General features: G+C 48.8%; 16 protein-coding genes. 11 read left to right on the forward strand and 5 right to left on the reverse strand.

Annotation, left to right across the window (positions count from 1 at the left end):
• The first annotated feature begins 7 nt into the window (after positions 1-7).
• Positions 8-1,015, forward strand: a complete 1,008-nt coding sequence (locus EHW56_RS04650; protein WP_152798763.1) for an ABC transporter substrate-binding protein — start codon at positions 8-10, stop codon at positions 1,013-1,015.
• Between the two features lie 82 nt (positions 1,016-1,097).
• On the opposite strand, the gene EHW56_RS04655 is transcribed toward EHW56_RS04650, so the two are convergent.
• On the reverse strand, positions 1,098-1,940 hold the full coding sequence (locus tag EHW56_RS04655; protein ID WP_046075660.1) for a 2OG-Fe(II) oxygenase family protein: 843 nt from the start codon (positions 1,938-1,940) through the stop codon (positions 1,098-1,100).
• A gap of 194 nt (positions 1,941-2,134) precedes the next feature.
• Between EHW56_RS04655 and EHW56_RS04660 the strand changes: the two genes are divergently transcribed.
• From EHW56_RS04660 to EHW56_RS04670, 3 genes are all read left to right on the forward strand, one after another.
• The gene (locus EHW56_RS04660; protein ID WP_046075659.1) at positions 2,135-2,512 is read left to right on the forward strand and encodes a glutaredoxin; all 378 of its coding nucleotides are present in this window, start codon (positions 2,135-2,137) and stop codon (positions 2,510-2,512) included.
• A 323-nt stretch (positions 2,513-2,835) separates the two neighbouring features.
• The gene (locus EHW56_RS04665) at positions 2,836-3,351 is read left to right on the forward strand and encodes an oxidoreductase (RefSeq protein ID WP_172969910.1); all 516 of its coding nucleotides are present in this window, start codon (positions 2,836-2,838) and stop codon (positions 3,349-3,351) included.
• Positions 3,352-3,454: 103 nt separating this feature from the next.
• On the forward strand, positions 3,455-5,374 hold the full coding sequence (locus EHW56_RS04670) for a bifunctional diguanylate cyclase/phosphodiesterase (RefSeq protein ID WP_152794307.1): 1,920 nt from the start codon (positions 3,455-3,457) through the stop codon (positions 5,372-5,374).
• Here EHW56_RS04670 and EHW56_RS04675 read toward each other — a convergent pair.
• The 3 genes from EHW56_RS04675 to EHW56_RS04685 form a co-directional block, all read right to left on the reverse strand.
• Positions 5,371-6,729, reverse strand: coding sequence for a hypothetical protein (locus EHW56_RS04675; RefSeq protein ID WP_046075657.1), 1,359 nt, complete (start codon positions 6,727-6,729; stop codon positions 5,371-5,373). The genes EHW56_RS04670 and EHW56_RS04675 overlap by 4 nt on opposite strands.
• A gap of 328 nt (positions 6,730-7,057) precedes the next feature.
• Positions 7,058-7,549: a histidine phosphatase family protein gene (locus tag EHW56_RS04680; RefSeq protein ID WP_152794311.1), complete on the reverse strand. Its 492-nt coding sequence runs from the start codon at positions 7,547-7,549 to the stop codon at positions 7,058-7,060.
• 73 nt (positions 7,550-7,622) lie between these two features.
• Positions 7,623-8,567, reverse strand: a complete 945-nt coding sequence (locus EHW56_RS04685) for a chemotaxis protein CheV (protein ID WP_046075655.1) — start codon at positions 8,565-8,567, stop codon at positions 7,623-7,625.
• Between the two features lie 427 nt (positions 8,568-8,994).
• Here EHW56_RS04685 and EHW56_RS04690 point away from each other — a divergent pair, with 427 nt between their 5' ends.
• Both EHW56_RS04690 and EHW56_RS04695 read left to right on the forward strand, forming a co-directional pair.
• Positions 8,995-9,924: a chemotaxis protein CheV gene (locus EHW56_RS04690; protein WP_046075654.1), complete on the forward strand. Its 930-nt coding sequence runs from the start codon at positions 8,995-8,997 to the stop codon at positions 9,922-9,924.
• Positions 9,925-10,200: 276 nt separating this feature from the next.
• The gene (locus EHW56_RS04695; protein ID WP_046075653.1) at positions 10,201-10,506 is read left to right on the forward strand and encodes a DUF496 family protein; all 306 of its coding nucleotides are present in this window, start codon (positions 10,201-10,203) and stop codon (positions 10,504-10,506) included.
• Positions 10,507-10,554: 48 nt separating this feature from the next.
• Here the strand turns inward: EHW56_RS04695 and EHW56_RS04700 are convergent, their stop codons facing one another.
• Positions 10,555-12,273 (reverse strand): IucA/IucC family siderophore biosynthesis protein, encoded by a 1,719-nt coding sequence (locus EHW56_RS04700; protein WP_152798765.1) that lies wholly within the window; start codon positions 12,271-12,273, stop codon positions 10,555-10,557.
• Positions 12,274-12,478: 205 nt separating this feature from the next.
• On the opposite strand from EHW56_RS04700, the gene EHW56_RS04705 reads away from it, so the two are divergent.
• The 5 genes from EHW56_RS04705 (at position 12,479) to EHW56_RS04725 (ending at position 21,085) form a co-directional block, all read left to right on the forward strand.
• On the forward strand, positions 12,479-14,713 hold the full coding sequence (locus EHW56_RS04705; RefSeq protein WP_152798767.1) for a TonB-dependent receptor: 2,235 nt from the start codon (positions 12,479-12,481) through the stop codon (positions 14,711-14,713).
• A gap of 111 nt (positions 14,714-14,824) precedes the next feature.
• Entirely contained in the window at positions 14,825-17,491 is a 2,667-nt protein-coding gene (locus EHW56_RS04710) for a GNAT family N-acetyltransferase (protein WP_152798769.1), read from the forward strand.
• 10 nt (positions 17,492-17,501) lie between these two features.
• Positions 17,502-18,821 (forward strand): lysine N(6)-hydroxylase/L-ornithine N(5)-oxygenase family protein, encoded by a 1,320-nt coding sequence (locus tag EHW56_RS04715; RefSeq protein ID WP_227486428.1) that lies wholly within the window; start codon positions 17,502-17,504, stop codon positions 18,819-18,821.
• Positions 18,821-20,032 carry an MFS transporter gene (locus EHW56_RS04720; protein ID WP_152794321.1) on the forward strand — a complete coding sequence of 404 codons (1,212 nt, stop codon included), beginning with the start codon at positions 18,821-18,823 and terminating at the stop codon, positions 20,030-20,032. Before EHW56_RS04715 ends, EHW56_RS04720 begins: the two co-directional genes overlap by 1 nt.
• Positions 20,033-20,266: 234 nt before the next feature.
• Entirely contained in the window at positions 20,267-21,085 is an 819-nt protein-coding gene (locus EHW56_RS04725) for a phosphate/phosphite/phosphonate ABC transporter substrate-binding protein (RefSeq protein ID WP_152794324.1), read from the forward strand.
• Position 21,086 lies beyond the last annotated feature (1 nt).

Below are 21,086 nucleotides of genomic sequence, written 5' to 3' on the forward strand. Positions count from 1 at the left end.
ACACATCATGAAAGGGACGCTAAAGCGGCTACTGATAGGCTCAATACTGGCCTACTCCCCCCTCGCCCAAGCAAGCGATGAGATGGCATGTGGCAAGGTCTCTATCGCGGATATGAATTGGAACTCAGCCACACTCATGGCACATGTTGATCAATTTATCTTAGCCCATGGGTATGGGTGTGATGCTTCTCTTGTCCCAGGCGACACCATGCCTACTGGCGTCTCAATGACAGAAAAAGGCGAGCCTGATATTGCCCCAGAGTTTTGGACAAACTCACACAAAGCAATGTTGGATAAAGGCGTGCAAGCAGGACGGTTAAGGTATGCAGGCGATGCATTCTCACAAGGTGGCAACGAAGGCTTTTGGGTACCCAAATACATGGTCGATCAACACCCCGAGTTAGCGACCATTGAAGGTATCAAAGCGCATCCAGAGCTGTTCCCTCACCCTGAAGACCCTGACAAAGCCGCATTTATGGGCTGCCCGGCGGGGTGGACATGTCAAATCTCAGCCCAGCACATTTTTAACGCCCTTGAATTGGACAAAGCCGGCTTTGAAATTGTCGACCCAGGCTCTGCGGCAGGCTTAGCCGGTACCATCGCACGAGCCAATGAGCGAAAAAAACCTTGGTTTGGTTATTATTGGGCGCCGACCCCTGTGATGGGAAAGTATGAAATGGTTAAAGTCGATTTGGGTGCCGATGTCAATTTAGCGCACTACAAACAATGTATCACCCAAGCGGACTGCCGTTCCCCCCAGGTCACCGCATTTCCCACCTCTCCCGTGCATTCGCTAACCACAGCATCCTTTGCCAAACAAGCGCCCGCGGCATTTAACTATATCAGCCGCCGTGAATACGATAACCAAGTAATGAGTGACATGCTGGCTTGGATGGACACCTACCAGGCAGACGGTGAAATAGCCGCAGACGAGTTTCTTCGCCGCTACCCTGCCGTTTGGCATCAATGGGTTGATGCACAAACCGCGCAACGTGTCGAAGACGCGCTGCGATAATGGTAGCGCATACACGGTGGGAAACGTAAACAGACATGACTTGCCGAGCGTCAAACATGACCTCGGCAAGCATAAAAGTGTGTTACTCGATCACGCCAAGCTCACGGAGGCGTTCCATCAAATAGCTGTTAGCCGTATGGCGCTCAGACAGTACAACATCTGGCTTAGGGTGCAAAAATAGCGGCAGCGAGATACGCGCTTTGGTTTTATCCGCACCTTCCGGGTTCACGACACGGTGAGTGGTAGAAGGGAAATAACCGCCGGATGCTTCTTGAAGCATATCACCAATATTGACGATTAAATTACCAAAATCACAAGGTACATCTAACCAGCTCCCATCTTTCGCTTTCACTTGCAAGCCAGGCTCATTGGCAGCAGGCAATATTGTCAGCAAATTAATATCTTCATGAGCAGCCGCTCGAATCGCCCCAAGCTCTTCATCACCCTTTAACGGCGGGTAGTGTAAGACACGCAATAAGGTCTGTTGGCTACCATTAATCATGCTAGAAAGTGGTTGCGAGAAGTGTTGACTTATATCTGATGGTGATTGGCGCTCAACCCACGAGAGCAAGGTTTCCGCTAAATGCGTGGCATGCTCGTAATAAGACTGTAAATTGCCTCTCAAGGCGTCTGGACACTGTCCCCACGGGTAATAATGAAAGAACTCTTTCAGATCACGCTTGGTATGGCCTTTCGCGGTCTCTGCGACTTTTGAGGGAAAAAAGCCGTCTTGCGTGTCGGGCTTATAGGTAAAGCGGTGCTTGTCTTCGGTATTAAAAAAACCTTCCCATTGCTGATAGATATCGGCGACCCATTGTTGCTGTAATGGGTGATTTTTTAATACACCAAAACCTGTTTCACGTAGGGATTTAACAAACGCCTGCTCTGCATCAGGCGCAGTAAAGTCAATGGCTTGCAGTGTCATAATACTCTCGTAATCGTTTGCTTTTTATCATGAGGTAAGTGAAACAATAGTTTAACAGGCAGGTTAACGGGTACAATGCCATCCTGTTTTTAGAGAGAAACGCTTTGTTTCTATAAGGGGACAATCTAACCTCAAGATAGGCAAACGTGTATCACGTGTTACACTCTATGCCGTTGTCAACGCATGGAGGTTATATGGGCGTTATTCGTTGGATCCTAGGTAAAATTATTCTGGTTGTTGAGTCATTGACCCAACCCAAATCCCCTCAATTAAACGCAGCACAAAAGCAAGCGATGGACACATTGGCACAGCAGGTCACTCTATATCAATTCGCGGCCTGCCCCTTTTGTGTAAAAGTGCGCCAGGCAAGCCGAAAACTCGGCTTACCGCTTCAGACCAAAGACGCGAAGCGCAACATGGATGCCAGAAAAGAGCTTGAACAAGGGGGAGGGCGAATCAAAGTACCCTGTTTGCGTATCCAACAGGCAAACGGTGAGGCGCGCTGGATGTACGAATCGGATGATATTATTGCCTACTTAAACAAACAGGCCACACCAATTATCGAAAAATAATTAGACACCCGCCAAGCTAGCGTCTATGTTTTTAGTGACAAGACTCCTTCGCTTGCCCCTTGTCGCCCGACCGGCTTATGCCTTTTATCGGGCTTTGCTAAACTGCCCTAGCCCTATGCGTGGGCAGTTTTCTTTTTCAATTCAACAATAAATCTCGTGACTGTGTCTGATCGATTTGTACGATCCACCCGCCGTTACTACGGGAGAAATGGACCCTTTCCCATTTTCCTTCGGAGCGTATATCATGGCGGTCACCGCTCTGTCTTGAGTTAGGTTCAATCACAAACTAGCTTTAAAAAGATGGAGATAATAAGGAGTGTGACATGACAACGTACGATCCCAGATATACTATCCGCAAAAGCCGTTATACCGACCAACTCATTTTGCTGGCGCTGTTGTGTCTCATGCTGGTCAGTCATGCTGTCGAAGCAAGACCGATTTTGACCATTTATGGTGATGTCGCCAAGCAATCCTTTACTCGTGAGGAGCTGATGCAGCTGGCTGACCGCACAATTGAAACGGAAACCCCTTGGACGGAAGGTCAGCAGGTTTTTCTCGGTGTGTCAGCACAAAAACTGCTGAAAACGTATGACAAACAAGGCCATGCATTGAAAGTTCACGCCCTCAATGATTATTGGTCAACAATACCGAGTGACGAGATTAATAAGTACAACCCTGTTTTCGCCATTAAGAAAAATGGCGAATGGATGCCGATTCGCGACAAAGGGCCGATTTGGGTTATCTACCCATTATCCGAATTTAATCAGTACGATAATGAGATTTTGCACAGTCGTATGGTATGGCAAGTTAACCATATCGAAATATTAGAAGAAGAATAACAACAGCCCTATTAGCTCAACCACGGTTTTTGCCTACTCCACGAGCTTCCCGACTCAACCACAAGCAGCTGGGCAAAACACAGCAGTAAAGGAATATATTGGTATGGTAAAGCGCCCTCTTATCGGTTTCATCATTTTTGCATTTACCACGTTAGCCTTCGCGGCCTCAGCGCTTTACCAGTTTCATAATGCCTACGCACGACAGGCACTGCATACCCAATTGTCAGCATGGGCTTTAGCACAAATGGAACTCGAAACCTTAGAGTTTCGTAATGAGCTCGCTTTGTACCTCGCCACGGCCTCAGACAAACAATCTCTTGTCCTCTCTTATGATATCCTATGGAGCCGTTATGATACGTTTTTAAGCAGCCAAGAGGCTGCGCCCATGCGCCAAGCATTTGATGCTAAGCCCGTGGTACAACGTGCTTTTCGTTTAATTCAGCAACATGAGCAAGCGGTATTGAACGGTGACCGACAGCGACTTTCTGGCCTTCTTCATGAAATGGATATTGTGCTTCCTCAGGTACGAAATCTGATGGTCAATAATTTTACCGGGCCGGCAGCTATCGAACAGCGTGAATTTTTACAAGACCAAATAAAAACCATGTACGCGGCCATCATTATACTGATGTCGTTATTGATTTTTTTCGCCTTTCGCCTCTATCGCAATAGTAGCAAACAGCAAAAAATGGCATGGCACGATAGTCTCACTGGCCTACCCAATCGCAATTACCTTTTGGAGTATCTCTACAAAGCAGCACATAAAAAACAAATACATACCTTATTGCTGATCGATGTTCGTCGTTTTAAAGACATCAATGACCTGATGGGATACGAACAAGGCGATGTCGCGCTAACACAGTTGGCCAATGAATTAAAAAGCATGTGTTTGCCTTACGGTTATCCTTGCGCGCGGATCAGCAGTAATGAGTTTGCGGTTCTCGCATACACCGACAATCGTCAGCTGAGCTTCTTTACTCAGCCTTTGTGCAACGCGCTGCGAAGCGCGATCGACAGTGTCTACCCAGGTCATCGATTAGCGGTGGCTATTGGCGTCGCAAAGAGCCTCGATTTGGATGACAACGTCATCAGAAATCATCGTCAGTTTGCCAATCAACTGTTAAACAACGCAGACCTTGCACTGATGAGAGCCAAACAAGCGCCTGTGACGCAAGACAGTGTTGATATTTTTAAAGCGGAGTACGAGCAAGAAGCGAAGCAACGTCGTCAATTACGCGATGAGCTCAAAGCTCACCTTGACGATCCTTATCAAGAGACACTCTATGTTTTGTTCCAACCCATGGTGGCAGCGACGTCAACACGCCTTGGCTGTGAGTGTCTGATTCGCTGGGACCATGCTGAGTTTGGCCCCATAAATCCAGCGGTCATCATCAATATCGCCGAGGAATCTGGTCTGGGTCGGGCACTCGGTGCTTGGCTTTTGCGTCAAGTTTATCTGGCATTAAACACCGAATGGCAAACCATTAATGACCATATTGATATTGCGATTAACCTTTCTGACTCGTTTTTCAACGAGTCCTTGATTGCCGATGTGATCACTGTATTTGCTGATCACCCAGAACAACGTAAACAACTGATTTTTGAGATCACAGAGACGATGACCATCGACGATATTGGTCGCTTCAATCTGCTGATGAATCAACTGCGCGACGTCGGTATTCGGATAGCGCTGGATGATTTCGGCACGGGTTGGTCATCCATGTCGGTACTCAGCCACCTGAGTTTTGATAAAGTCAAAATTGATCGCTCATTTGTCACCGGCATGGCCAATACACCGCGCCAGCATGTGTTAGTCGACACCATTTGTCATATGGCCCATCAGCTCGGTATTTGTGTGGTAGCCGAAGGCGTCGAAACACAAGAACAACTCACCAGCCTAAAACAGATGGGCGTTGACGAATTCCAAGGCTACTTCTTCGCCAAGCCGCTATCCGCACTCGACTTTTATGCTTTCTGCATCGATCACTTAAATCATAAAGACAAGTTATTGATGAGTGATTAATCAAACACTTCTTCTATATCGACCACTTTTGAGCGGTTAACCGTAATTTTCCAACGCTGATACACCGTCGGCTGCCCTTTTAACCGCTGACAACTAATAAGGTTAAACTGATGCCGCTTTTCAACCGAATCTTTGAGTACTTGGCCTTCATTAAGCCGATATAAGCGCTGACTACCACGGTCCATAAGGCGAGAAAAAGAGCGGAAATCAAATTTCCACACGTCACGAGTGGTGTCATAACCCGACAAAAAACGGGTTGTCTCTAACTGTGTTTTCACTTTAAGACGCACTACCGCCTCTTCCCGTTGACGCAGTTTGCCACGACGCAATTTCTTCACTTCATCGGGTAGGGCAGCAAAATCCATATAATCTAGCCACTCTAACTGCCGACCTATTTGTCGATTGGATGTGGGGTCAATAAAACGTTTTCGCCACTTGGGACGTCCTTTACGAATCCAGCGCCACAACGCGTCACGTAAATCATCTTTAAAGATCTCTCGCAATGCATACACACCCGCCATGGCCAACACGAACGATAGGGTGATTTCGCCTAAATATTGACGTGCACGGACAATAACAGTGGTGACAAACAACATCACAAACGCCGTCGCGGACGCTTTAGCCAGTTTGTTAAGGTTTTTACCTAGCGCCTGCGGCACTTGGCGAATCGTCACGGGAAACTCAATCAAGCGGCGCGCCAAGCGCATCTTATTGACCATACGAGTGGGATCGCGCCGTGCTTTATCCGAGTTATAACGGTTAACGAGGCGGTGTGCCTCTTCAGCTTGGCACAATTCAATCAATTGCTGGCGTACCCCCTTGTAGACGTTTCCACGCGGCATATGGGCTAATAACGACAGAAAACGTTGCTCCGTCAACCAAGATAAATAGTTGTCTATATTATGGTAATACTTGAGTAGCTTGGTATTTTGCGGTTTGTAGCGCCGGAGTCGCCGTAAAATCTCCACCGCCATCTCTATCGTATCTTCTAACTGCTCTAACGCTTGTTCATCCTCTAGCCCAGAAACGGATTCAAAAAAATCGTGCGTCGCTTTTTCAAGCGATAAGGCATACTGGTACGCATAGAGACTCAAGCTCACTCGATATTGTTCGGTTGGCAGTTTGTCACGACTGGCTAGGCGAGCATGTACCAAGGGCAGATGATAACGAGACGTAAAATACGTTCGACTATTGGCGAGGACACGGTAGTAAAACTCATCTTCAGAAAGCACATGCTTACCAAACTTAAGCTCACCAGGGACGAAGAGATAAAACTCGACCTCTTGGGCACTGACTTCCTCGTTGAGCACAGCCACCCTGACTGATAAGCCCTCATGTTTGTCTACTGTGATCACGACTGCTCTCCTGTGAACGCCAATAAATTTGCTACCAAGCCGATCCCCCATAATACGCGTACGACCAAGGTGTTACGAGTATCGCACATTTACCGCAACACAAGTGAAAAACCGCCATATCGCGTCAATCAAGCTGGTTGTTTTTTGTTCAATCGATCGTCTTGGGGTTGCTCTCCACGACTCGCGCGTACTGCCGCCATTGCCTACAAAGAAATTAACGGGGTTATCCACAGGTACAGTAGATAACTTTACAATCCAAGCGCTAAATATAGTTCAGAGCGCACCATATCTAGTATGCATATGACAGCATCCTGTTCCATAGACGACGCTAGCCTCGAAGTCGCTTAGGCCAGTCGAGAAAGCAAAGCTGTGCATGCGTATTCGCGATCTCTGTCCAGTGCTCGACGGGATACTGCACCACCGCCACACCTGAGGTCGGCAAGTTATCCTTAGTCATTCCCACGCCATGCAAATAATTGTTTAGTGCGGGGTTGTGGCCAATAATCATCGCCACATCATGCTCTAACTCGAGTGCTTGGATGGTATGAATGATTGCCGATGCATGCTCACTGTATAACGTTTCCTCTAAAACAATGGGCGGCTTATCGGTCAGCGTTTGTGCCACCAGCACTGCCGTATCTTTCGCGCGTTGCGCTGTGCTGGTCACAATCGTTTGTGGCTGGTGCAACCAAGCATTCAAGCGCTCCGCCATTTGCGGCGCTTGCCGAAATCCTCTCGGATTGAGCGGACGTTCGTGATCATCGAGGCTCGGATCATCCCAACTCGATTTTGCGTGGCGCATCAAAAATACCGTTTTCATCGTCACCCCCTCAATGTTCAATAAAAAAAGCGAGCCACGGCTCGCTTTTGGTTTTCACTGGTGTCTAGGCGGTTTAACTCGCCACGACTTGGCGCAAACGCTCCTGCACCACATTGACCAAAAGGTCGGGCTGGAATTTAGAGATAAACTGATTACAGCCCACTTTTTCAACCATTGCCTCATTGAAGCTACCGCTTAGTGAGGTGTTCAGTGCAATGTACAAATCACTCATCCGACTATCAGAGCGCACTTCATGCGTCAGTTTATAACCGTCCATTTCCGGCATTTCCGCATCAGTGATCATAAGCAAAATTTCGTCACTCACGTTTTTGCCTTCATCGCACCAACTCTTGAGCAAGTTCAGTGCTTCAGCACCATTTTTCTTGATGATGCACTCAACGCCAAACTGCGACAAGGTTTCACTAACCTGCGCGCGCGCCGTGGATGAGTCATCGACAACCAGTACTCGCTGCCCCGTCATATAAGGGGTCAGTTGCGGGTCGAGGACATCTTCAGAAACGCCAACTTCATACGCAACGATCTCAGCCAGCACTTTTTCCACATCCACAATTTCCACTAAACGCGTTTGACCATCAAAGTCTTGGCGAGTAATGGCCGTTAAGTAATTATTGCGCCCAGAGCTGGAGGGCGGCTCCATGATCTCATCCCAGCCCATGTTTTTGATATTGATCACCTGCCCAACGAGGAAAGCTTGGATAGTGCGGTTATATTCAGTCACGATCACGTTACATTCATCCGACATGCCTATCGAGCCCATGCCGATAGACTGACGTAGGTCAATCACCGGAATAGATTTGCCGCGAATCATGGCAACGCCACGGATGTTCGGATGGGAGCCAGGCATTTGGTTGAGCTTTGGCACTTTAATGACTTCACGTACTTTAAACACGTTGATGGCAAAAGGTTGGGTAGAGCCAAGGTAAAACATTAAAAGCTCGAGGCGGTTTTCACCCACCAATCGTGTCCGCGAATCTACCGAATCTAAAATATTGGTCATAGTCTACTCAACCGTCGTATTACTGCTCATTCGCATTTATCCGGACACGTAAATCCTTGCTAACGTGCCTCAATGTTGGGGCTTTTGTGTCGCATTGCACTGAGACTTTCAAGTACCGAGACAAAAAGCGTGTTCTTTCTTATTTTAGGTAAGATACAGCCACAGGCAACCTCTTTGCAGAAGGTGACGTCTAAATGACTGGCTCACTTAGCCTATATCTTTCGCTATCTTAACAAAAACCGTGGCCTAAAAGCGTGGTATACACCACGTTTAAATGAGACTATCAATAAGTTTCAAATGTGAGACAATAGCAGGCAAAAGTTTTATCTTTTCACCCGTTAGCCCTATCCTTGGGGTAAGAATAGGTGTTTAAAGACAACACTGTTACCCTAAACAGAAGACTGACGATAACACGCAGAGTGATGCTATGAAGAGCAAAGCGAATCAAGCACAAGGCATGTTGATGTTCCGCCTCACCGCCACCCAATCTTTCGCGATTGGCACGTTGAAGGTACGAGAAATCATTCCTTTTCAGCCGCTCACGGATTTGCCGGGATCTCACCCAACGGTGATCGGAACCACTAGCTTCCGTGGCATCGCGACCCCTGTCATTGATATGGCAAAAGCGATTGGCTACAAACCCGTGGCTAAGTCAGAATGGGAGTCTTGCTACATTATCGTGACCGATTGTCAGCGCCGGGTGATGGGCTTTTTGGTCCGTGGAATCGACAAGATCAGCGAGTGCGATTGGCGTTCTATTTCAGAGCCACCGGAAACCTTAGGAACACGCGCGTTTCTTACCGGCGTGATGAACATCGACGACAAGTTGGTGCAACTGCTTGATGTTGAATACATTATGGAGCACATTTTCCCCTCTGATCCTGACAAGCTGCACCCCATCTTAGCCGACGTCGATCGTGAGAAACTCAAACCCATGAATATCCTCTTGGTCGATGACTCATTGACGGCGAGACGGCAATTATCAGAGGCGCTTGATAGTATAAACATCCCCTACTTTGTCACCAATAACGGCCTAGAAGCGCTGCAAATGATGAAAAATGCCGCCTCAGCCGGCAAGCCGTTTGATATTATTGTTAGCGATATCGAAATGCCTGGGATTGATGGCTATGAGCTAGCCTTTGAAATCCGCAGCGACGATAAACTGGCGGAAGCTTACTTGATATTACACACCTCGCTATCAAGTGATATTAGTGTCGACCGTGCCAAACAAGTCGGGGCGCACGAAGCACTGACGAAATTCGATGCCACTGAGCTAGTGCAAGCCATGTTGCGCGGCGCGATGATGAAAACATCCGGTTCATCGGTCAAGCTCGAGGGCAGCCCAACCGACTACTGAGCGTGATTACCACGCTATCGGTGAGCCTTGATATGTGTCATGACACTGTCAATGCTCACCTGTTATCGTTGCCACCATCAATCAGCGAAGAAGGTAGGGTGACGGTTTAGCCAGCTAATGAGGTTGTTGATAAACTGGCCTCACAATGTCTTTTCTTCACCCGCCTGTTTCATTCAAGTGTTTAAAAACTCCCCACTTCAAGCGCAAAAAGACTGGGTTTGCCGCAGCGCTTGTGGTTTAATTTTTTCATACTTCAAAAAATAGAAGGCGACTACTATGACCAGCGTATACGAGATTGTTAAGCACTCACGACAAAAGAACAAACTGAAGCGCGAAATCCAGGACAACGACAAGAAAATCCGTGACAACCAAAAGCGGGTGGTGCTGTTAGAAAACTTGCTCGACTACATCCAGCCAGAGATGTCCTATGAAGAGATCGTGGAGATCATCAAAAACATGAAAGGCGATTACGAAGATCGCGTTGATGATCACATCATCAAAAATGCGGAAATTTCTAAGCAGCGCCGTGAAATCAGCCGCACTATCAAAGAGCTAACTAAACAAAGCAAGGGCGGTAAGTAATCGCTTGGCTTGATTGACCCGAAGAAGCCCGCCAACTGGCGGGTTTCTTTATTGCGCGAGAGGGTTAGTAATAGGCTCACCAAACATCGGTAACGGTCGCTCGTTACTATCGTCGTAGCCAATATTAAATCTAACCCGGTTGATACACACCTTCTCTTTAGTCTGACTCAACACATCAAACAACCTAAATCGCTCACCAAGCTCAGGGTGTGCTTGTTGATAGCGACGAAGGGTATCACCTAATTGACGATAGAATGCAGCCTCGCTTATTCCAAGAGATACAAACCACGGCGAAATAAACCGCAGTGTGGTGACAAAGTGTCCTGTGTATAAGTCATGCACCAGATAGTGTGGCGGTAAGTGTTTGATCGCCGCTCGCACGGCTTTATCCAAGCCATCCAACTCTGGAAACGGTTGATCGACAAAGCGTAAGTCACCATGAAAATCTTTGATCATGCAGCCCACAGGGATATCGCCTTCAAGTACCACGGTAATGTTTTGTCCGTGCGCAACTAACCCAACTCCGTATTGGCACAATAAGTGATAAAGGGGTACCACAACGTGATCAAACAAACGCTGCAACCATTCGCTAGGCGTTAACTTGGTGCGCGTAATCAGCGCTTCGACACAGCTGACCCCATCACCACCCGCTTGCATTAAGGTCGCCATACTCATGGGTCGCTGGTGAGACGGCAACAGGCTTTCGGCACGTTCACGCCAAACGCATCCCAACATTTCGTGATATTTGTAACAGCTGTCAACTTGCGCTTGATAAGGTTGCGGACAGTACACGCCGGCGACTTCCTGCTGCACATGCATACCAAGACGCGATAATAACGCATCCTGACGTACACAGGTTGACAGCCATTTTGACAGCACTGGGCCATGCGCAATAAAACTCCCCGGTACGCCGCGATAGCAGGAGGTATTGAGAATGGTTAACGCTGTTTTTACGTCATACTTGCCTTGTTCATCCGCCGGACTCAAGGTACGAATCGACTGCTGTGGACGCCACTGTTCTGTACTCGCACCCAGGTCAATGATGTCACCTGAAGCGAATAAAGACGCATATTGGCTGTAGATATAACGCTGCATCTGCCACGGATGCACCGCCATTATCAGGTAATCATCCCGTTCATCGACCGCTAAGCGCGTCATGAGTGCATCATAAGCGGCCGGTGATAGGGTCTCAGTGAGTAAAGAGGCCTGATCTAGTCCATCACTAAAACCATAGCGAGCACACGTTCGATGCACGGCGAGATAGTGCAACGCAAATGTGTTGCCATACTCAGGCGCATACTGATGACTATCTTGCTGGCCCCACCCTAATCGCCCTTTATTGGCAAGTGCCTTGGGATGAGCATCCAAGTAAGGCTGGCGATCGGTTTCTGATAACGACACGAGTTTATCGGCTGGCAGACTGCTAAGCATCGCGAGATGCTGTTGTTCCGCCATGAGTGTTTCTTGATACTCCTCGATAAAACCGCCCAGATGCAAAGGCGCCATATCGATAACAGGCTGTAAGTCCATCACCAATGTCATCAACTCCGGATGGTGATTGTCGCCCCGTGACACGCTGCCACTGTCTACTATCACCATTCCCCAAACATTCATCGTACCCGTAAACCACCACTCTGCATCGGGCAACGCCAACCTAAACCGATGTTCTTCAAGGTGGTCAACGGTAATCGCATTTTCAAAATGAAGCTCACTGATCGCTTTTGCGAGCAGTTTCTGATTGGCCGCTTGCCAATAATTCCCCTGCATTTTTTACGTCCTTTATGCGTTATTTTTCACCAATTTAGGTGAAATGTGGCAATTCGGTTATCAATGTATTGACATTAGGAGTAAATATCAATAATCATAATGATATCCATTATCATTTGATTTTGGAATTAAGGTAGTGACGAAGAAGTACTGCAGGGACGCAGCCTCATCATGCCCTGCAGCGTTGTGACGAATAAGGATAATTATGAACACCAAAAAAGCAGTCGGCTTTTCGCTCTCGCCGCTGGCGTTAGTGATCAGCGCCCATCTCGCCCATGCCGCCCCTTCTGCGGCCAATACCGAAACCATCATTGTCACCGGCAGTAAAATTCAAACCACGATCGCCGATTCAGCCAGCACCAACTGGGTGATCACCAATGAAGAATTAACCCGTGAAATTCAAGGCGGTGAGTCTTTAAAAGGGGCGTTCGGGAAGCTGATCCCAAGCTTTGACTTTGGCAGCACCAACGCGCGCACCAACGCCTCACAGAATCTACGTGGCCGCAGCGCACAAATTATGATTGATGGCGTGGCATTGAATGCTGCTCGCACCATCAGCCGCCAACTGGATAGTATCGACCCCTTTAATGTCGCACGTGTTGAGGTACTGTCAGGCGCAACCTCCATTTATGGCGCGGGGGCTACCGGTGGTATTATCAATATCATCACCAAACGCGGTGAAGCGGGTGATGCGCAACTTGAGGTTCACACCGGCGTCACCACTGGGTTTAACAACAGCGACGACCTGACCAAAAAAGCCGCGGTCGCGGTCTCCGGTGGCAGTGATACCTTGCAAGGGCGCTTATCCGTAGCGTATGAAGGCAAAGGCGCGGCCTACGACGGCAATGGCGATCCTATCCTGCCCGATGTGACCCAAACCGATACCCAATTCAATGACAGCATTGATGTGATGGGTAGCTTGGATTATACCCCTGATGACGAACAGCACCTTTCCCTAACTGCTCAATACTATGACAGTCAACAAGATACGGATTATGGGATTGATTATGGGCATATGTTTACGGGGCTTAAAGATGGCTCACTAATTAAACGCTCAGATGGACTCCAGCTAGATGAGCAACCCTTTACAGAGCGAATGATGCTCAACGCTCAATACAGTAATGCTAATGTCTTTAACCATTCCTTACTGGCCCAAGCTTATTATCGTAAAGAAACATTTGGATACTTCCCCTACCCGAGAGGAGCTAATCTGAGTGGTTCAGAGCAGAGCAATAGTGTTCTCGGAGCAAAGCTGCTATTAGAGAAAGAAATGGGGGCATTCACACTCAACTATGGAGTCGATTATAATCATGAGGAGTTTGATGCGCTCCAACGCGTTTATGAAGCTGCCACTAGCTACGCGAGCAATGGACTCAAATTCAAACACATCGGGGATGTCGGTCGTTATCCCGACTTTACCACACAGAATGCGGGTATATTTACTCAAATAGACTGGTCTCTGAGCGACAAGCTTAACGCATTCGCTGGCTTACGTTATCAGTATACTCGCTACGAAGGAGACGATTTTGTTGGTTTTAACCAGCAAATCGCAGAGTTAACTGACTCTAACCTCAGTAACTCCTTTGAAAAATTCGATGCCATCCCAGGCGGCACCACAGACAAGGATATTTTGCTTGCGAATGCAGGTCTCAAGTATGACCTAACAGCCAATCAACAGGTTTGGGCTAACTTTAGTCAAGGCTTTAATATGCCCGATCCTGGTAAATTTTATGGGAAAGGGATTTATGAAAATGCATCTAATGATCCAAAGAAAACAGAATATACTGGTAAAATATCGAATAGCGTAAACGTTAATAATACGCCTCTTGACGGTGCTAAAACGAACTCCTTTGAGCTTGGATGGCGCACCCAACAACAAGGCTACAATGCGCAGCTTGCCGCGTATTACTCCCTCTCCGATAAAACTTATAAGTACAAAGGCGCTGATTTAGAATTAAATAGCAACAAAAAGCGTATTTATGGTTTGGAGGGGCAAATCAAATACTATCTCACAGACACTTGGTACAGCCGTGCACAGGGTCACTTAGTGCAAAGCGAAACCAAGCACAATGGTAGCTGGGATGAGCTGAGTATCTACAATGCGAGCCCTTCCACCGCGATGGCGGCAGTGGGTTACGATAACTTCGATTGGGGCACCGAGCTCAACCTCCAACACGTTGGTGATTTGTCGGACGAGGCAGGATATAAACTAGAAGGCTACGAGTTAGTCGGCCTTAATGGTTACTATACCTTACCAGTAGGCCAGATTAATTTTGGTATCCAAAACCTACTTGATAAGCAATATCAAACCATTTGGAGTCGTAAAGCACAAAACGCCTACAGTGAACAGCCTGAACCATCGAAACAAACTGCCGCAGCACTGTTTGACTACGCCGGCGTTGGCCGTACCTTTAGCTTGAGCTACAGCGCCACGTTCTAATTATGTTCCTTTTCGCGCCCAGTCCTCGCTGGGCGCCTTTTCTCCCAATGTGTTTCAACCATAGTTGCACCACAACATTGCCCAATAAGCCCGTGTCTGTAAGGAGTTGTCATGACACATCCCCTGAGTTTGAATGCGTTTTTCAATGCGTTGTTTGTCGAGCACCCACACACGCGGGTGATAAAAGGTCAGCCTGACCACGCCTGTTTCCCGTGTGAACAGGGAGAATTATTGTTACCGCTCACCTACACCTCAGCAACCGGCCGTCATCGTTATCAAGGTGAGATACTGTGGCGCGGTAGCGACGGTGAAACTGTCCCTACAACCTTTGCCGATGCGGTTTGCCGTATCGCGCAATCAGTGCCTGAGGTCAGTGGCGAGCGTCTCGACCGCTTTGCATCACGTGTTAGCCAGTCTGACACCTATGTGCAACGGGCAGAGGCACATTGGCAACACAGGTTCGCCGACCGCTGGCCTCAGCGTTTTATCGAATCGGAGCAGTCTCTGACCGGCGGACATAGCATGCACCCTGCCCCCAAGAGCAATGAACCACTGACGCCTGAACAGCAAGAAGCGTATCTACCCGAGTTTTCCCAGTCATTTACGATTGAATGGTTTGCGGTTGCGCCGGGGCAATGGACAGGTGAAGGGGTTAACCATGATGTACTCGACACCTTGCAATCCTTGTTTGTCGATAGCGTGGGCTTAACCCATGCGGCCAATTTGCCGCAAGGCTGGCTTCCCTTGCCCATGCATCCGCTACAAGCGCAAGCGTGGCGTGACAGTGATGACGCACGTGCACTCAAAAACAGCGTGATTGATTTAGCCTTGACCAGTAGCGGCTGGCTGGCCACCTCATCATCACGCGCCATCTATCATCCCGACCATCAGTGGATGTTAAAAGTCTCTCTGCCTGTCAAGCTCACTAACTCGGTACGACTATTAACCGCCACTGAAGCCAAGCGTGGTACCTTACTAAGTAAAATGCTCAACGCAGCCCCCGGGAAAACGCTGCAGCAGCGAACCCCCACGACGACCTTTATCGAGGAGCCGGTCTGGTGCACCATTTTGTCCGCGCAAGGTGAGCCTTTATCACTGCCTTTGGTGAGCTTGCGCGACAATATTTTCGCCCACCAAGCCGATCAAGATGTCCACCTGCTCGCCAGTATCAACCAGCCGCATGAGCAAGGCAGTCAAATTGGCGCACTGATCGCGCAAGCCGCACAGCATCATCAATTGTCACAACATGACGCTGCACACCATTGGTTAGTCGCCTTCTTAGACCATATTCTGTATCCCTTGTGTTTGGCACGCAGCGATTATGGCATTTTGTTACTGGCCCACCAGCAAAATATCTTGCTGCGTACCGCGCACGGTTTGCCTAATGCCATGATGTACAGAGACTGCCAAGGTATTTGGGTCACCGACCCTGCCCCGACGCTGTTCCCCGATGCATTCAGTGAAGGGTTACCCAGCTGTTACGTCACAGCCGACAAGGTTGACCCATATCTGAGTTACTATCTGATCGGTAATACACTAATCAATACACTTTCGGCGATCAGCGAAGCCACCGGTGTCACCGAGCAGCGTTTGTGGCAGGTCTGCCGTCAAGCTTTCGCAACGTGGCGAGCGAGCCACCCTGTGGATAGCCGCCTGTATGACTATCTTCTCGACTCGCCGACCCTGCACTGGAAACGGAACTTTACCACCTTCCTCGCCGATCACAATGAAGCGACACTGGCCGATCCCAGTCAAATTTACACGGATATCGATAACCCATTTTATGGTGATAACTCACTGGGCTCATGGGTATTTAAACCGGTCAATCTTGATCGCACCGTGGGACTTCGCAGCCACTCGCTCGACGCGTCTTATCACCTCATCGACGTGATGGAGCATGGTCAAGCCAAAGCGACCTTCGTGCTGCACCAGCCGGACAAGGACACCGCGACGCTAACCACGCGCTATTGCAATGATCAATCGCTCTGGTGGTCGGCCATTGAGCACGCCTTTTATCAGCATCAATGCCAAGCGCTGTATGCCAGTGATTACCCTCACGCTCTGCAATCCGTCGTCGCCCCCGGCACACCGCTGACACTGTCGCAGTTTAAACAGCACTGCCCGATTTGGCACCAAGCTCAGGCCCCCTCCAATGCGACGTACCAAACCGCAGAGAACGGCTTGACCCACCCAACGCGGCCTGAGAAACCACAAGGCGTGTTCTATCGTCGCTACTTTTATCATCTCAAACGCACCCTGACGCTGCGTCCGGTGGAAATAGAACGCGATCTCGCATGCTTTCACGCCTGGCATAACCATCCGGATATAGCCCCGATTTGGGAATTAGAGGGCTCGCTCGACTTTCATCGCCAATATCTACAAAAGGCGCACCATGACGCACACCTTATCCCCGTGATTGGCGAGTTTGATGGACAGCCTTTCGGCTACTTTGAAATTTATTGGGTCGCCGAAGACCGGCTTGGGCCTTACTACGATGTCGATGCTTTCGATCGTGGTATCCATATGCTGGTCGGCAATCCGCATTTTTTAGGACGTCAGTTTTTTAGTACTTGGGCGCAATCGATCATCCACTACTGCTTTTTAACCGAATCTCGCACCTTAAATGTGATGGGAGAGCCGAACGCGGCAAATTGGCGTGTGGTACGTATTAGTCGTGGCGTAGGCATGAAAAAACAAAAAGAATTCGATTTCCCGCATAAGCGCGCCGCACTGTTGCAATGTGAGCGTAACGATTTTTTCGCACATTATGCGCAATAAGGATGCAGTGATGACAAGGCATTACTCTGTTTTAGGTGTCGGGCTTGGCCCCTTTAATCTTAGTGCGGCGGCACTGCTGGCTCCCCACACTCAAACGATTTCAAGTTTGTTTGTTGAGCAAAAGCCACGCTTTGCATGGCATCCTGGGTTATTACTGGATGATGCCAAAATGCAAACCTCGTACCTGAAAGACATGGTAACGGCGGTTGATCCAACCAGCCCTTATACCTTTATTAATTATCTGGTTAAAACCAAAAAATTCTATCCTTTTACGGCGCGGGGCGAACAGACGGTCTCGCGTTTAGAATTTTCAGATTATATGGCTTGGGTGGCTCACCAGCTTCCCAATACCCAATTCGACACCCCCGTCATTAACATTACGCCACACGGCTCAGGCTTCGCGGTGAATACGCCACACGGACAATTGACCTGTGATCATTTGATCCTTGGTACTGGTACCCACCCGTTTATGCCTGACTGTGCTGCGCCGTTTGTGGGTGATCAGGTCTTTCATGCCAGCGAACTGGCACTTCGACAACCGGACTTGAAGGGTAAAAAAGTTGCCATTGTTGGTGGTGGCCAAACTGGTGCCGATGTCTTCCAGCACCTCTTTGATGGTGAATTTGGCAAAGTCGCGCATATTGATTGGATATCTCGCCGCCCTAACCTACAAGGGTTGGATGAGAACCCGTTTACTGATCAGTACTTTATGCCTGATTATGCAGAGCAGTTTCACGGTCTCGACCCCAAGGTCAAACACACTCAGCTGGCACAACAAAAGCTGGCCAGTGATGGGATCACCGAGAATTGCTTACAAGGGCTATATCAGCGCCTCTATCATGACAAATATGTACGCCGGTCACCGCTGTGGTGGCGACTGCTTCCAGGACAAACACTCACGGGTATGCAATCGCATCCATCCGGTTACCAGTTAACCACAACGGCAACGTTGACCGGTGACTCAGCGACAGTCGATGCAGACGTGGTTATCTTGTGTACCGGCTTTTCTCGTGCCCTGCCTCAGTGTCTCGATACCCTGCGCGATTGTCTCGATCTCGATGACAAAGATCGGCCAAGTGTGAATGCGCACTACCGAGTAAAGATGCGTGAAGGCTACGTGCAATCGTTGTATATGATGAATGTCGGCACGCATTGTCATGGCATTATTGAGCCGCAATTGAGTCTTGCGGCATGGCGAGCCGCCACCATTATCAATGCGATTAACGGTACACCACTGTACGATATTGCCCATCACCACGGCCTACTTGATTGGACACTGGCGGCGTCCACCTCTTCCACAGCTAAAATGCAAAAAGTAGCAGGTTGGTAATGGCCCACGCACAAACACAAGCGGCGAGACAAACCGCAAGGTGGCAACCGATCACTTTGACCTTGATTGCGGCTTTGATGGGCATCGGTCAGAACGGACTCTTGGTCTCGCTCCCCCTACTGGTGGCGCAAGGTGGCTTTTCACTGTCGACATGGGCAGTGATTATTGCTGTAGGGAGCGTGTTGTTTCTCCCCGCCGCGCCATTTTGGGGACGGATCAGCGACCAATATGGTCCCAAGTTTGTGGTCCTGCAAGCGCTAATCGGCATGGCGACTAGCTTTGCGTTATTGCTCGCTGCAACAGTGGGCGCGCAAAGCAGCGCTATCCAATGGCCTTGGTTAGCGCTCGCAGTACTGGCACGGGTGATCTACGGCTTAACGGTTGCAGGGATGGTGCCTGCCAATCAGCATTGGGCCGTGTTACTCGCCGGTGAGGCGCGTCGTATGCAAGCGATCACCTCCATCAGTATTGGCTTAAGCCTCGGCCGATTAGCTGGCCCGTTGATTGCCTCGGCCGTATTATTGATCAGCCCCTACGCGTCACTGACGCTGATGCTATTACTGCCACTATTAGGCGCAATCGCTATCAGTATGATGCCTCACTGCGCGGATAAGAAGGACGAACCTCATTCATCCGCCCATCTATGGCTCGCGCCAAAAGCCATTTGGCCCTACATGGGTTACGGTCTTGCCGTATGTGCAGCGATTGCTCTGTTGCAATACAATCTCACCCCCATGCTCAATCACCTCACCGAATGGTCCGCCGATAAAGTTAGCCAAGCCATCGGCTATTTGCTGACGTTAAGCGGTATCGCCACCTTAGCCGTACAAGTGTTAGTGGTAAAAAGACAGCGTCTGAGCACCGAGCGTATGCTAAGCCTTGGCGCAATCAGTATGGTGATAGGTTATGCCTTGCTATTAGTGCCACATTTTGCGGCGTTAGTGATGGCAATGGTGGTGATATCTGGCGCCTGTGCACTCCTGATTCCCGCCTATACCAGCCAAGCGATGCAACGGCTCGACCATGAACCGGGAAGAGTCAGTGGTTATATCGCCATGGCGCACACACTGGGTTATGGGTTCGCCTCCTTGTTAGCAACGCTCACGTTAAATTATCCGCCGTTGCCAACTTTCACCTGCATTATGCTTTCTTGCGCCGTCATCATTGGGGTACTGACTATCAAACCCTCACCTCCCACTTTGTCTCGTTAGCCACCTGAAAATTTCATCATTTCGAAAGATGACTGCCACTTTTCTCGCCCTCGTATGCAAACATCAAGTTGTCATCGAGGGCGAGCAATGTGGCCTGAGTTCAGAAAGAAAAAAACGGTTCGTAGGTTACAACCTGATTTCATTAACTTAATCACACAGGATTGCATGGCAAGGATAGATACAGGTAACTACACTGTCTAATAGTTCGTCAGTTACTGGGTGAGGGATGATCAGATGAAACAAATTTTACTGTCATTATTGCTAAGCATTGCCGTTATTGGCAATGTTCAAGCGAGAGACATTACCTTTGGTATCGTGCCACAACAATCTGCTATTACACTGGCCAACAACTGGGGCCCGATTTTAGAATACGTCTCTCAACAATCAGGGTACAACCTTGTCTTTCGTACTGCCAAAGACATTCCCGAATTCGAAGGACGTGTACTCACCGGTGAATATGATGTCGCGTACATGAATCCTTATCACTACACGGTTTTCCATCAAAAACCCGGCTACCAAGCGTTTGCGAAGCAAAAAGATAAGCGGATTCACGGTATTTTAGTCGTCAAGAAAGACACGTCCATTACCTCCCTTGAGGAGCTAGATGGCAAGCGCTTAGCGTTTCCCTCACCAGCGGCATTCGCAGCCAGTGTAGTGCCTCGCGCGGCGCTGAAAAATCAAGGCATAAACATTACACCGCAATATGTCTCGTCTCATGACTCCGTTTATTTAAACGTTGCGCGAGATTTCTTTATTGCTGGTGGTGGCATTGAACGGACGTTTAATAATACCGATCCCGAGGTTAGCAAACAGTTGCGAGTATTATGGAAAACCCCCGGCTATACGCCTCATGCGTTCGCATTTCATCCTGACCTTGACCCTCAAGTCGCCGATGCGATTAAAGCGGCCTTTCTCTCCCTCAATAACAGTGAAAAAGGCCAAACGCTGCTGGGAAATATCAGTTTTAAAGGGATAGAGCCAGCGCAGAACGAGGATTGGGACGATGTAAGAGCGTTAAACATTACGCTGTTGCAACACTTGCTGAGTGACTAGC

The organism is Salinivibrio sp. VGrn1 (assembly GCF_009377995.1).
GTDB classification, from domain to species: Bacteria; Pseudomonadota; Gammaproteobacteria; order Enterobacterales; family Vibrionaceae; genus Salinivibrio; species Salinivibrio siamensis.